This is a genomic window from Streptomyces sp. WMMB303 (genome assembly GCF_029351045.1).
In the GTDB taxonomy this organism is placed as follows: Bacteria; Actinomycetota; Actinomycetes; order Streptomycetales; family Streptomycetaceae; genus Streptomyces.
Genome location: NZ_JARKIN010000001.1, coordinates 1,601,646 through 1,615,329, shown reverse-complemented (window position 1 = coordinate 1,615,329; position 13,684 = coordinate 1,601,646). Strand labels below are relative to the sequence as shown.

The 13,684-nt window shown below is 73.8% G+C and carries 11 protein-coding genes and 1 riboswitch; of the genes, 7 read left to right on the top strand and 4 right to left on the bottom strand.

The features are described 5' to 3' along the window. Positions 1 to 7: 7 nt before the first annotated feature. Positions 8 to 126, top strand: a riboswitch (SAM riboswitch). 177 nt (positions 127 to 303) lie between these two features. Beyond that, positions 304 to 1,740 (top strand): aminotransferase class V-fold PLP-dependent enzyme, encoded by a 1,437-nt coding sequence (locus P2424_RS07315; RefSeq protein ID WP_276474969.1) that lies wholly within the window; start codon positions 304 to 306, stop codon positions 1,738 to 1,740. Between the two features lie 31 nt (positions 1,741 to 1,771). On the opposite strand, the gene P2424_RS07310 is transcribed toward P2424_RS07315, so the two are convergent. Continuing rightward, on the bottom strand, positions 1,772 to 2,053 hold the full coding sequence (locus P2424_RS07310) for an Lrp/AsnC ligand binding domain-containing protein (RefSeq protein WP_019359383.1): 282 nt from the start codon (positions 2,051 to 2,053) through the stop codon (positions 1,772 to 1,774). Then, the gene (locus tag P2424_RS07305; protein ID WP_276474968.1) at positions 2,050 to 2,784 is read right to left on the bottom strand and encodes a rhomboid family intramembrane serine protease; all 735 of its coding nucleotides are present in this window, start codon (positions 2,782 to 2,784) and stop codon (positions 2,050 to 2,052) included. The genes P2424_RS07310 and P2424_RS07305 overlap by 4 nt, the downstream gene beginning before the upstream one ends. Positions 2,785 to 2,986: 202 nt before the next feature. On the opposite strand from P2424_RS07305, the gene P2424_RS07300 reads away from it, so the two are divergent. From P2424_RS07300 to P2424_RS07280, 5 genes are all read left to right on the top strand, one after another. Continuing rightward, on the top strand, positions 2,987 to 3,226 hold the full coding sequence (locus tag P2424_RS07300) for a hypothetical protein (RefSeq protein ID WP_019359381.1): 240 nt from the start codon (positions 2,987 to 2,989) through the stop codon (positions 3,224 to 3,226). Between the two features lie 215 nt (positions 3,227 to 3,441). Continuing rightward, entirely contained in the window at positions 3,442 to 4,785 is a 1,344-nt protein-coding gene (locus tag P2424_RS07295; RefSeq protein WP_276478861.1) for an NYN domain-containing protein, read from the top strand. Positions 4,786 to 5,092: 307 nt separating this feature from the next. Further along, entirely contained in the window at positions 5,093 to 6,124 is a 1,032-nt protein-coding gene (locus P2424_RS07290; RefSeq protein ID WP_276474967.1) for an NlpC/P60 family protein, read from the top strand. Between the two features lie 295 nt (positions 6,125 to 6,419). After that, positions 6,420 to 7,466, top strand: coding sequence for a C40 family peptidase (locus P2424_RS07285; RefSeq protein WP_276474966.1), 1,047 nt, complete (start codon positions 6,420 to 6,422; stop codon positions 7,464 to 7,466). A 102-nt stretch (positions 7,467 to 7,568) separates the two neighbouring features. Further along, positions 7,569 to 8,891, top strand: coding sequence for a hypothetical protein (locus tag P2424_RS07280; RefSeq protein ID WP_276474965.1), 1,323 nt, complete (start codon positions 7,569 to 7,571; stop codon positions 8,889 to 8,891). Positions 8,892 to 8,937: 46 nt separating this feature from the next. Here the strand turns inward: P2424_RS07280 and P2424_RS07275 are convergent, their stop codons facing one another. Then, positions 8,938 to 10,317: a glycosyltransferase family 87 protein gene (locus P2424_RS07275; RefSeq protein ID WP_276474964.1), complete on the bottom strand. Its 1,380-nt coding sequence runs from the start codon at positions 10,315 to 10,317 to the stop codon at positions 8,938 to 8,940. Between the two features lie 75 nt (positions 10,318 to 10,392). Between P2424_RS07275 and P2424_RS07270 the strand changes: the two genes are divergently transcribed. Then, positions 10,393 to 11,535, top strand: a complete 1,143-nt coding sequence (locus P2424_RS07270) for a glycosyltransferase family 4 protein (RefSeq protein ID WP_276474963.1) — start codon at positions 10,393 to 10,395, stop codon at positions 11,533 to 11,535. A gap of 43 nt (positions 11,536 to 11,578) precedes the next feature. On the opposite strand, the gene P2424_RS07265 is transcribed toward P2424_RS07270, so the two are convergent. Next, the gene (locus P2424_RS07265; protein ID WP_276474962.1) at positions 11,579 to 13,402 is read right to left on the bottom strand and encodes a long-chain fatty acid--CoA ligase; all 1,824 of its coding nucleotides are present in this window, start codon (positions 13,400 to 13,402) and stop codon (positions 11,579 to 11,581) included. Positions 13,403 to 13,684 lie beyond the last annotated feature (282 nt).

Genomic DNA, 13,684 nt, shown 5'->3' with positions numbered 1-13,684 from the left:
CCTCGCAGGTCACGAGCGACAGCGAGAAAGGCCCCGGCCCGCTGTCCGGCAACCCTCCGTCCGTGGCGGGGTGCCCCGGGTGATGACCAGGCCGTAGGACAGCAAGGTCTGCGGCAAGCGCGGATCCCTCACGCCAGGGGTCCTGGTCTTCGAGGGAGTCCTCCGTGAGCAAGCGAATGCGCTAGGGCCGACGGGTAGTACCGCAGCACCGAACACCCGTTTCCGGCCCCCTTCTGACGTTCTGTCATGTTTCGCCGCGCCGTCAGGCGCCCCTTTGCGCTCACCCCGTCCGGAGGTCCCGCCATGCCGTTCACCGCACCTTTTGCACCGGTTTCTGATTCCTGTACCGAGGGGTCCGCCCCGCTTCCCGTTCTGGGCCGCGACGTCCGCGTGCCGCTGGTCACCGGTGGGGAGGTGACCTACGGAGCGCTGGACTACGCGGCGAGCGCGCCCGCGCTGCAGCGGGTGTGGGACGACGTGGCGGCGTACGCGCCGTACTACGGCAGCGTGCACCGGGGCGCGGGCCACCTCTCGCAACTGTCGACGGACCTGTTCGAACAGAGCAGGCGGACCGTCGCCGAGTTCCTCGGTTGCCGCGAGGGCGACCAGGTCGTCTTCACCCGGGCGACGACCGATTCGCTCAACCTGCTGGCGGGGGCGCTGCCGGCCGGCACCCGGGTGTTCGTCTTCGAGACCGAGCACCATGCCGCGCTGCTGCCGTGGCGGGCCCACGAAGTGACGTATCTGGACGCGCCCCGCTCGCCCGGACAGGCGGTCGCCACGCTGGAGTCGGCGCTGCACGCCGCGCCGGCCGGGCCCAAGCTGGTCTGCGTGACCGGCGCGTCGAACGTGACGGGCGAGGTGTGGCCGGTGCGTGAGCTCGCCCGCGCCGCCCACCGGCACGGGGCCCGCCTGGTCCTGGACGCGGCGCAGCTCGCCCCGCACCGGCCGGTCAGCCTGGCGGAGCTGGAGGCGGACTGGGTGGCCTTCTCGGGGCACAAGCTGTACGCGCCGTTCGGCGCCGGGGTGCTGGCGGGCCGCGCCGACTGGCTGAGCGCGGCGGAGCCGTATCTGGCGGGCGGGGGCGCCAGTCGCCGCGTGGTCCGCGCCGCGGACGGCGGCGTGGACGCCGAATGGCACACCACTGCGGCCCGCCACGAGGCCGGTTCGCCCAACGTCATCGGCGCGTACGCCGTCGCCTCCGCCTGCCGGGCGCTGGCCGAGACCGGGTTCGACCGCCTCGTGGCGCGGGAGGAGGAGCTGCTGGCCCGGCTCGTCGGCGGGCTGGCGGAGCTGCCCGGGGTGCGGATTCTCTCGCTGTTCGGCGAGGACGCCGACCGGGTGGGGGTGGTCTCCTTCGTCGTCGAGGGATGGAGCAGCTCGCACTTCGCGGCGGCGCTCTCCGCCGAGTACGGGATCGGGGTCCGCGACGGGCTCTTCTGCGCCCATCCGCTGCTGCGCGCTCTGCTCGGCCGGCGGGGAGACGCGCCCGGCGAGTGCGGCGCGCCCGGGTCGGCGTCCGGCGGGCCGGCCGGCTCCTCGGCCGGCGAGGCGCCCGCGCTCGACGCGATCCGGGTCAGCTTCGGCGCCGGGACGCCGGACGAGCATGTGGACCGGTTCGTCACCGCTGTGCGGGAGCTGGTGCGGGACGGTGCGCGCTGGACCTACCGTACGGAAGGCGGCCGCTGCGTCCCGGAGCCCGCGGCCGTACCGCGGGCGCCGGTCGGGCGGGACCGCTGACTTTCCGGCCCGCCGCCGGAGGCGGGCCGGCTCAGGCGTCCAGGCCGATGGCGAAGGCCGACTCGAGGTCGTGCTGGGAATAGGTGCGGAAGGCGATGTGGGTCTCGGTGGATTCCACGCCGGGCACCTTGCTGATCCGGCCGGGGATGATGTCGGCGAGGTCGTCGTGCTGGGCGACGCGGACCATGGCGATCAGATCGTGTGCACCGGTGACCGAGTAGACCTCGCTGACGCCTTCGATGGCGGCGATCTGCTCGGCGATCTCGGGGATGCGGTCGGTGCTCGTCCGGATGAGGACGATGGAAGTGATCACGGTGGGGTCTCTCCCTCGGACGCCGGGGTTGGCCCGGCCACTCTAGCCCGGCGGTGGTGGAGCCAGGCGGACAGGAAGCCCAGCGTGAATCCGGCCACGTGGGCCAGGTAGGCGATGCCGGGCCCGTCCGCGTCCTGCCGGGCGGCCGGCCACTGCAGGGTCAGCCAGAAGAGCAGCACCGCCCAGGCCGGGAAGCGCAGCGGCAGGAAGAAGAGGAAGGGGAAGACGCTCGTCACCCGGGTACGCGGGTGCAGGCAGAGGAAGGCGCCCAGCACCGCGGAGATCGCTCCGGAGGCGCCGACCAGCGTCTCGTCCGAGACCGGGTGGGCCGCCGCGTAGCAGAGCATCGCCGCGTAGCCGGTGCCCAGATAGAAGAGAAGGAAGCGCAGCGGGCCCATCCGCCGCTCGACCGGGCCGCCGAAGACGAAGAGGAACAGGAGGTTGCCCAGCAGATGCAGCCAGTTCGCGTGCAGGAACAGCGCGGTCAGCGGGGTCGGCAGCGGACGCAGGGCGCCGCTGAACAGCGTGCGGGGCACCACGCCCCACCGGCGGAGATAGGCCGCCCTGACCTCCTCCAGCGCCTGCCCCGTACCGTGGGAGGGGAGGAGGCCGGAGGCCGGTCCGGCGAGGAAGACCAGGCAGCAGCAGCCGATCAGGGCGTAGGTGACCAGGGGGCGCGGCTCCGCGCCGCGGTCCGGGTGCCGGATGTCGGCGGGGCCGGTGCCGTCCATGAGCGGATCATGACGCCTCGCTCCCCGGGCATGCTCCTCGACACACGCGGGGGCACGCGGACGGTCCTAGGCCGTAGGGTTTACGGGACGTGACCCTGCGCCGCGTATCCGTGATGATCCGCGGCACGGCGGCACTGACCAGTGCCGACCAGCACCACCAGCACCGACCAGTACCGACTCTTCAGGAAACGAGGACGAGAAGATGGCGGTCCCCACGCCCACGGACGAGACCCGCTGGCGCTGCACGCTGTGCGGCAACCTCACCCGGTTCGACGTGACGCGTTCCAGCAAGGTGGTCGAGTACGTCCATCTGGACCTGGCCGGCGCCCCGGCGGTCGAGGAGCAGGAGGTGCTCAGTGAGAGCATCGAGTCCGTGCGCTGCAGATGGTGCAATGCCGTGGATCAGGTCGAACTGGTGGACCGGCCCAGCGCTCAGGTATAGGGCTCAGGTCCCAGAGACGGCAGGTGTGACCGGTGGAGGAACGGACGGGCGGCGACCGACGGCTGCCGGACCCGGCTGCCGGGGAGGGAGCCGGGCCCGCTGCCCGGGCGGCCGCCGAGGATCCCGCGGCCCCTGCGGGCCCGGACCCCGCCGAGCCCCGCTCCGCCGCTCCGGCTCCGGGCGCCGCCCCGGAGCCGGGCCCGGGCGCGGAGCCGGTGTCGGATCCCGGCGCGCGCCCGGATGCCGAGCCGGAGAGCCTGGAGCGCCCGCTGCCGGAGAAGGTGCGGCGTCGGGTGGTCGGTTTCACCGGGGACGCACTCGGCGGTCTGACCGTCGCCGAACTGCCGCCCCCGCTGCGGCAGTACGCCCGCTTCACCCCGCAGCGTCGCGCCAAGTTCGGCGGCAACGCCATGGCCGCGGCGCTGGAGAGCGACGCCGTCTTCCGGCAGCGCATCGCCTCCCGGGTGCGGGAGCAGTTCCCGGAGCTGGCGGGCGCGCTCGACGAGGGCACGCCGCCGCCGGCCGCCGACCCGGTGGATGTGGCGGCCGCGGCCTACGTGCTGCGGCCCTCCGGCTGGGCCAAGCTGGTGGCGGCGGCGGGCGAGGAGGCCCAGCGGGCGCAGGCCGAACGCGCGGGTGAGGAGGCCCAGCGCGAACTCTCCCAGTTGCGCGAGGAGCTCTCCCAGGCCAGGGGAGCCGCTCGGGACGAGGCCGAGCGCGGCCGCCGCGAGCAGGAGGCGCTGCGCAAGGAGCTGGACGGCACGCAGCGCAAGCTGCGCAGCGCGCAGGCGGATGTGCGCCGCCGGGAGGCGTCGCTGCGCAAGCTGCAGGAGGAGCTGGACGGGGTGCGCGCGTCGGCGGGCACCGAGAAGGCGGCGCTGGACAGCGAGCTGCGCCGGCTCAAGTCCCGGCTGGCCGAGGCCGAGTCCGCGCTGGAGGCCGGGCGGCGCGCGGCGCGCGAGGGCCGCAGTGTCGAGGACATGCGGGTCCGGCTGCTCCTGGACACGGTGCTGGACGCGGCTCAGGGCCTGCGCCGCGAACTGGCGCTCCCGCCGTCCGAGACCCGGCCGGCCGACACCGTCGACGCGGTCGAGCCGGGCCGGCTGTCGCCCAAGGACGTGGCGGCCCGGGCGCTTTCGGACACCGATCCGGCGCTGCTGGACCAGTTGCTGGCCCTGCCGCAGGCCCATCTGGTGGTGGACGGCTACAACGTCACCAAGACCGGTTATCCCGCGCTGCCGCTGGAGAAGCAGCGGTTGCGGCTGCTGGGTGGCCTCGCGGTGCTGGCCGCCCAGTCCGGTGCCGAGGTCACCTGCGTGTTCGACGGGGCCGAACTGGCGGCGCCGGTACTGCTGGCGCCGCCGCGCGGAGTCCGGGTGCTCTTCTCCAAGCCGGGCCAGACCGCGGACGAGCTGATCCGCCGCCTGGTGCGTGCCGAACCGCCGGGCCGCGCGGTGGTGGTGGTCTCCAGCGACCGTGAGGTCGCCGACGGCTGTGCGGCGGCCGGGGCCCGGCCCGTCGCCTCCGCGCTGTTGCTCAAGCGGCTCGCCCGTAGCTGAACCGCAGTTCGCCGCAGGCTCGCGTCCGGCTGCGACGGACGGGGCTGAGCGCGGTGTGTGAGGCCGCGCTCGCCGTGCGTGGGCGCCGGGTAAAGAATGCGGCTGCGGGACGTCTTTTTTCCTGAGGGATTTGATCGGATCACTACGCGTGGCTAATGTCTGGCCCGAACCTCCGCTCGGTTGATCACCTATCCGGGGTGACGGCGGAGGACCGCCTCGTTCCGCACGCCGGGATCGCCCAGTCCCGCGCTGTGGAGCCGGAGATGACCAGACCGGCAGGCGGCTGAGGAAGAAGGAGCTCGCCCCAGTGGCGTCCCACCGTCGTCCCAAGCAGCCGAGTCGCGCACGTGTCAGTGTCTTCACCATGACCGCGGCCGCGGCTGTCGCACTCACCTCCCAGGCGGCACACGCCGACCCCCAGTCGTCCAAGAAGGACGTCAAGGAGAAGGTCGACAAGCTGTACGAGGACGCCGAGGCGGCCACCGAGAAGTACAACGGCGCCAAGGAGAAGCAGTCCAAGCTCTCCGAGGAGGTCGAGAACCTCCAGGACAGCGTGGCCCGCGGTCAGGGCGAGCTCAACAGCATGCGCGACAAGCTGGGTTCGCTGGCGACCGCGCAGTACCGCTCGGGCGGGATCGACCCCTCGGTGCAGCTCTTCCTCTCCTCCGACCCGGACAGCTACCTGGACAAGGCCTCGGCCATGGACCAGTTGAGCACCAAGCAGGCCGGCGCGCTCAAGAAGGTCCAGGCCAAGCAGCGCAGCCTCGCCCAGCAGCGCAAGGAAGCCTCGGGCAAGCTGAAGGACCTCGCCAGCACCCGCAAGGAGCTCGGTGAGAAGAAGAAGAAGATCCAGGGCAAGCTCTCCGAGGCCCAGCGGCTGCTCAACACGCTGACGGCCAAGGAGAAGCAGCGGCTCGCCGAGAAGCAGCAGCGCGCCGACCGCGCCTCCAGCGACCGGGCCGACCTCGGCGACCTGCCCCCCGGTTCGGGCCATGCGGCCGCCGCGCTCTCCGCCGCCAAGGGCAAGATAGGCAGCCCGTACGTGTGGGGTGCCACCGGCCCCAGCTCCTTCGACTGCTCCGGACTCACCTCGTGGGCCTACAAGCAGGCCGGCGTCTCGCTGCCGCGCACCTCCCAGGCACAGGCCAACGCCGGGACCCGGATCTCCAGCCAGAGCCAGCTCAAGCCGGGCGACCTGGTGCTCTTCTACGGCGACCTGCACCACATCGGCCTCTACGCGGGCAACGGACAGGTGCTCCACGCGCCCAAGCCCGGCGCCTCGGTGCGGTACGAGGCCATGGGCAACATGCCGTTCCAGTTCGGCGTCCGGGTCGGCTGACCCGGCACCGGGCAGCCGGACTCCGCTCCGGCGCCGCACGAAGGCCGGGCCGCGGACCCGCGGCCGGGCCTCTCCCGGAAGATCACCCGCCAGTGTGATGACCTTTAAACTTCGCTCTTCCGAGTGAAGCCGCCCTGGCGGGGGCGGACCTCCGACCCGCCCGGTGACCTGCGCGATCAGTGAACGCCGGGGCGCGGGAGCGGACTTACCGGCGGTCCACGGTCCTTTGTCCCCCCTGGAGGCACGGCTACATTCTGCGGGCGCACGTCGCCTAGCGGAAGGAACGCCTCCTCCAGTGGCATCGCACCGGTCCCCTCGACATGTCCCGCTGCCCGGCCAGGGCCGGCCGGCGCGGGTCACCGTGCTGTCGGCAGCCGCCGCCGGCGCGGCAGTCGCCCTCGTTCCCGCGGCTCCCGCGGGCGCCGAGCCCGACAGCCAGCTCTCCGCGGCCACCCTCAACTCCCGGATCGACCGGCTCTACGAGCAGGCGGAAGTCGCGACGGAGAAGTACAACGGGGTGGCCGAGCGCACCGGCAAGCTGCGCGAGCAGGTGGCCCACGCGCAGGACGGTGTCGCCAGGGGCCAGACGGAGGTGAACCGGCTGCGTGACGCGCTGGGCGCACTCGCGGGCGCGCAGTACCGCTCGGGAGGCATCGATCCCGCGGTGACGCTGATGCTCACCGAGGATCCCGACAGCTACCTCGCCAAGGCCGCCACCCTCGACCGCATCGGCAGCCGCCAGCTCGCCAAGCTGCGCCGGCTGCAGTCCGCGCAGCGCGTCCTCGGACAGCGGCGCACCGAGGCGGCCGACAAGCTGGAGCAGCTCACCGGACTGCAACAGACCCTCGAACAGCGCAAGAAGGACGTCCGGCGGAAGCTGTCCGAGGCGCGGCGGCTGCTGGCCAGGCTCTCCCCCGAGGAGCGCGCCTCCCGGGAGGGCCGCCGCTCCCGCGCCGGCGGTCCCGGCATCGGTCCGGGCGGCTCGGCCCCGTCCTCGCAGCGGGCCGCCGCCGCGGTCGCCGCCGCCAGGTCCGCCGTCGGACGGCCCTACGCCTGGGGCGCGGCCGGGCCGGGCTCCTTCGACTGCTCGGGGCTCACGCAGTGGGCGTACCGGCAGGCGGGCACCTCGATCCCGCGCACTTCGCAGGCCCAGCGCTCGGCCGGGCAGCAGGTCCCGCTCGGCCGGGCCCGCCCCGGCGACCTGGTGATCTACCGGGACGACGCCAGCCACGTGGCCATGTACGTGGGCGGCGGCCAGGTCGTGCACGCGCCCCACCCGGGCGCTTCCGTGCGCTACGACCCGGTCGGCATGCTGCCGGTCTCCGCGGTCACCAGGCCCTGACAGCCCGGGCGGCCCCGACGGTCCCGGCCCCCGCACCGGGGGCGGGCGGGTCGCGCGGGAGGCCCCGACCGACCCGGATCCGGCCCCCGTACCCTCGATGACGTGGGCGAGCGGCGGCACGGCATCCTCCGGTACGCGCGGGCGCTGAGCGGAACGGCGGCGCTCGCGCTGCTGTGCGCGCTCGGTGCTTTCGTGATGGCCGACCGGGACGGCCAGGACCCGGCGCCCTTCCAGCGGGTGCTCGACCGGCAGGCCGCGGCACTGCGCGCCGGCGACGAGCGCGGCTTCCTCGACGCCGTCGACCCGCAGGCCCCCCGCCACCGCGGCGCACAGCGGCAGGTCTTCCACAATCTGCGCCGACTGCCGCTGTCCACCTGGGCGTACGAGGTCCGCGAGGTCGCGGCGCCGCACCGCGACGGTGAGTCCGCCGGAAGCGCCGGGTCCGGGACGGCGCAGGGGGACACGGTGACCGTCGAGGCGGCGCTGCGCTACCGGCTCGCGGACTACGACCAGGTCACCACCACGGCGGCCGAGCGGTTCCGGTTCGTCCGGCGCGCCGGCGGATGGCGCATCGCCGGCGAGGCCTCCGACAGCGACTCCCAACTGTGGGAGCAGGGCGCCATGACGGTCGTCAGAGGCGCGCACAGCCTCGTCCTGGGAGTGGGCCGGGACCGCGCCGAACTGCGGGCCCTCGCCGACGCCGCCGACCGCGCGGTGCCCGCCGTCGCCGGGACCTGGCCGGACGGCTGGTCCCGCAGGACGGTGCTGGAGGCGCCCGCCTCGGTGCGGCAGATGGCGCGCCTGCTGGGGACGCCCGTCGGGGACTCCGGCACGTACACGGGCATCGCCGCCGTCACCACCGGTGAGGCGGGCGGTACCTCCCGGACCGGCGGCGGGAACGCGCCGGCCGACCGGATCGTGGTCAATCCGCAGGCCTACGGGCTGCTCAGCGAGGAGGGGCGGCAGGTGGTGCTGACCCACGAGACGACGCACGTCGCCACCCGGCGGCAGACCACCTCGGCGACGCCGCTGTGGCTCTCCGAGGGCATCGCCGACTGGGCGGGCTACCGCCGCTTCCGGCCGGCACCCCGCGAGGCGGCGCCGGAGCTGGCGCGGGCGCTCGCCGACCCGCCGGGCGGCGGCACCGCCCCGGCCCTGCGCGCCCTGCCCACGGACGCCGACTTCGGCTTCGGCAACGATCCGGCCGGGCTGGCCCGTGCCTACGAGGGCGGCTGGCTGGCCTGCCGTTTGATCGCCGAGGAGTGGGGGACCGAGAAGCTGCTCGCCTTGTACGCGCGGGCAGGCCGGGCGCACGGCGGCGGGCGCCCGGACCCGGATGCCGCGCTGCGGTCCGTACTGGGCGTGGGGAAGGCGCAGTTCACCGAGCGCTGGCGCGCGTACGCGACCCGGGTGCTGGAACCCTAGAGCCGTTCGCGCGCCGCACTCCGGGCCCGGAGACCCTGGATTTGGATCAGGGCCCGGTCGCGTCGGGCGCCGGGATCCGGTCGCCGCCCGGGCGGCGGGTTCCGGGCACGCCGTCCCGCTCCGGTTCCGGGTCGGAGCGGGTGCTCCGCGGGGCGGGTACCGCCTGCGGGCCGCCGTCCCGGTCCGCGGCGCCCTCCGGCTCGCCGGGTACCGTCGAGCGCCACAGCCGCACGCAGGACAGCACGGCGGCCGTGACCAGCAGCAGGTTGCGGAGGGCCAGCACCATCGTGCCCCGGGCCTCGCCGGTGACCACGTCGGCGAACCAGACGGGGAACTCCAGCTGGGTCAGCCCGGTCGCCACCAGTACCAGCCACGCGGGCAGTGCCTGACGCCCGGCCCGCAGCGTCAGACACACCGCGGCCAGCCCCAGCAGCCAGATCAGGTACTGCGGGCTCAGCACCCGGCTCGTGACGACGAACAGCAGCACCGCGGCGAGGGCGGCGTCCGCCAGGGTGGTCGGCGACCAGTTCCGCGCCCGCAGCCGCCACAGCAGCAGCCAGCCGAACACCGCACCCGTCAGCGCCACGGCGATATTGCTCACGGCTTGAACGCCCGGGCCCACGAACTCCATCGAGCCGTATCGCAGCAGGACCTGGCCCTCCCAGCCGAACTGCCGCGCGGCGTGCAGCGCCAGCGAGCCGACCGACTCCACCTCGGTGCCCCGGCCGCCCTGCGCCGAGAGGAAGTCCAGCGCACCCGGCATCGCGGCGGCGAATCCCGCGGTCACCAGCAGCACGGTCAGCAGCGCGCTCAGCCAGGCGGCGCGGGTCGCCCGGCCGCGCGGGGTGCCGAGCAGCAGCAGGAGCGGCCACACCTTCACCAGCGCCCCCAGCCCGGCCAGCACTCCCGCCGCACGCGGGTGCCGGGCGGCCGCCAGCAGCGCCGCGACCGCGGGCACGGTCACCATCAGGTCGTAGCGCGCGTAGGCCGTCGGCCCCAGCAGCGGCACGCCGACGACCCAGGCCCACACCCCGGCCCGGCCGCGCAGGCCGGCCTCGGGGGCGCGCGGCCCGCGCCGTCGCGCGGCGTACAGCAGCAGTCCGAGCACCATCGCGTCGGCGGCGCAGGCCAGTACGAAGAACGCGGAGGCGTATCCGAGCGGGAGCACTCCGGTGAGCAGCCCGGGGGAGAGGATCACCAGCGCGGCGCCGGGCGGGTACTGCCAGGTCACATCGTCGGACGGAAACGTTCCGTCGCTCAGCCGACCGAACCAGCCGTGGTAGATCACCGAGACGTCGGACGTGATGTCCATACCGCCGGGCACGGTGAGCACCTTGAAGACGTAGAGCAGCAGCACCGCCCGGGTGACCGACCACACCAGCACGGGCGCCACCGCACCGCGGGCCCTCCTCGGCTCGCCTCGCACACCTGTCCTTCCTCGCACCCTGCGCTGCGCCGCCGCCCGATCCGGCCGGACCACCGCGCGGTACTGTCGGCGGCGATGCACAAGACCCTGATCGTCACCAACGACTTCCCGCCGCGCCCCGGTGGCATCCAGGCGTTCCTGCACAGCATGGCGCTGCGCCTGGACCCGTCCCAGGTCGTTGTCTACGCCTCGACCTGGAAGCGGGGCCGCGAGGGCACGGAGGCCACCGCGGCCTTCGACGCCGAGCAGCCTTTCACAGTGGTCCGCGACCGTACGACGATGCTGCTGCCCACTCCGCGGGTGACCAAGCGTGCCTGCTCGCTGCTCGCCGAGCACGGCTGCCGCGCGGTGTGGTTCGGGGCCGCCGCACCCCTCGGGCTGATGGCGCCCGCGCTGCGCAGAGCGGGCGCCGAGCGGATCGTCGCCACCACGCACGGCCACGAGGCGGGCTGGGCGCAGCTCCCCGTGGCACGCGGGCTGCTGCGCAGGATCGGTGACGGTACCGACACCCTCACCTACCTCGGCGACTACACCCGCCGCCGGATCGCCGCCGCCCTCTCCTCCGGGGCGGCGGCGCGGATGGTGCAACTGCCTCCCGGCGTCGACGAGAAGACCTTCCACCCCGACTCGGGCGGCGACGCGGTCCGGGCCCGGCTGGGGCTGACCGACCGGCCCGTGATCGTGTGCGTCTCGCGACTGGTGCGCCGCAAGGGGCAGGACACCCTCATCGAGGCCATGCCCCGGGTGCTGGAGGCCGTACCCGACGCGGTACTGCTGATCGTCGGCGGCGGCCCCCACCGCACCGACCTGGAGCGGCTGGCCGCCTCCCGCGGCCTCACCGACGCCGTGCGCTTCACCGGCCCGGTCGCCTGGGAGGAGCTGCCCGCGCACTACGGCGCGGGCGACGTGTTCGCGATGCCGTGCCGCACCCGGCGCGGCGGGCTGGACGTGGAGGGGCTCGGCATCGTCTACCTGGAGGCGTCCGCGACCGGACTGCCCGTCGTCGCCGGGGACTCCGGCGGCGCACCGGACGCCGTGCTGGACGGCGAGACCGGCCACGTCGTCCCGGGCGGCAGCCCCGTGCGGACCGCGGACCGCCTGATCGAACTCCTCCGCGACCCCGAGCTGCGCACCCGGATGGGCACCCGGGGCCGCCGATGGGTGGCGGAGCGCTGGCGCTGGGACCTGCTGGCCGAACGGCTACGCGAACTGCTGTGACCCGGGGCGCCCGGATGTGATACCGGACCCGTGAGGTGCGGGCCTACGCCGTGTAGAGGGCCTCGATCTCGTCGGCGAAGTCCTTGGCGACCACGCCTCGCTTCAGCTTCAGGGAGGGGGTGACATGACCGGAGTCCTCGGTGAACTGCTCCCGCAGCAGCCGGAACTTGCGGACCGACTCGGCCTTGGAGACGGCCTTGTTGCCCTCGTCCACGGCGGTCTGGAGCTCGGCGAGCAGCTCGGGGTCGGCCAGCAGCTCCTCGTGCGCGAGCTGCTCCTTGCCGTGTTCGGCGGCCCAGCGCGGCAGGAACTCCTCGTCCACGGTCAGCAGAGCGCCGACGAAGGGGCGGCCGTCGCCGACCACCATGCACTCGGCGACCAGCGCGTGCGCCCGGATGCGGTCCTCGATCACGGCGGGGGCGACGTTCTTGCCGCCCGCGGTGACCAGGATCTCCTTCTTGCGTCCGGTGATGGTCAGATAGCCGTCGGCGTCCAGGGCGCCCAGGTCGCCGGTGTGGAACCAGCCGTCGGTCAGTGCCTCGTCGCTCGCCTGCTGGTTGTTCCAGTAGCCGGTGAACAGGTGCTCGCCGTGCAGCAGCACTTCGCCGTCGTCGGCGATCCGCACCACGGAGCCCGGCAGCGGCTGCCCCACCGTGCCGACCTTGGGCCGGTCGTAGGGGTTGAAGGCGGTCGCGGCGCAGGACTCGGTCAGCCCGTAGCCCTCCAGGACGGTGAAGCCGACGCCGCGGAAGAAGTGGCCCAGCCGCGCGCCCAGGGGTGCGCCGCCGGAGATTGCGTGGGTGGCCCGGCCGCCGAGGACGGCGCGCAGCTTGCTGTAGACCAGCTTGTCGAAGACCTTGTGCTGGATCCGCAGTTTGAGGGACGGGCCCCCCTCCTCGTCCAGGGCGCGGCTGTAGGCACCGGCCACCTCGGCGGCCCGGTCGAAGATCCGGCCCTTGCCGCCGGCGACGGCCTGGGCCCGCGCCGAGTTGAAGACCTTCTCGAAGACGCGGGGGACGCCCAGCACCATCGTCGGGCGGAAGGAACCCAGCTCCTCGGTGAGGTTGCGCAGGTCGGAGACGTGCCCCAGCTTGATCGGCGCCATCACGGCCGCCACCTGCACCAGCCGCCCGAAGACGTGGGCGACCGGCAGGAACAGCAGCACCGATCCCTCGCCGGGCCGGAACATGGGGCGCAGCCGCTCGACGACGTTCCCGCACTCCGCGAAGAAGCTGCGGTGGGTGAGCACGCAGCCCTTGGGGCGGCCGGTGGTGCCGGAGGTGTAGACGATGGTGGCGGGGGAGTCCGCGTCGGCGGCGGAGCTGCGCTCCTCGACCTGCTCGTCGCTGATCCCGGCGCCGAGCGCGGCGAGCAGGGCGACGGCGCTGCTCTCCTCTGCGTTCTCCATGCCTGCCGTGGGTTCGATCTGCCACACGTTCCGCAGCGTGGGCAGCCGGTCGCGGACGGAGTCCACGGCGGCGGTGTGCGCTTCGGTCTCCACCAGGCAGGCGACGGCGCCGGAGTCGCCCAGGATCCAGGAGATCTGCTCGGGCGAGCTGGTCTCGTAGACGGGGACGGTGACGCCGCCCGCGCTCCAGACGGCGAAGTCCAGCAGCGTCCACTCGTAGCGGGTGCGGGACATCAGACCCACCCGGTCGCCGGGCTCGACGCCCGCCGCTATCAGGCCCTTGGCGGCCTGCCGCACCTCGGCCAGGAACGCGGCGGCGGTCACGTCCTCCCAGCGGCCGTCCCGCTTGCGCCCGATGACGGGGAGATCCGGGTGCTGAGCCGCGTTCCGGCGGATGAGGTCCGTCAGGTTTCCCTCTGCGGGGACTTCGTAGAGGGCCGGAAGGCTGTACTCGCGCAAGACTGCTGCTCCTCGTCGGCGCGCCAAAAGGGGCCGCGGGGGCCGGCCTCCGTTGGCTCGGTCCAGGGTCGGCGGACGATCCCGGAAGAATGACGGCCCGGACGTTACCCATCGGTATGGGGGTGGGGGTAGAGGGTGACGCGCAGATGTTCTGTGCGTCACAGGTGGAGATGGCTGATAGCAGCCTAGTCGAGGTGTTCACGGACACGGAAGCCGCGAGGGGAGAGAGCGGGAGCAGCGGTGCGTACCGCACTTTTCGGCCGCTCCGGCGGACGGGAGCGC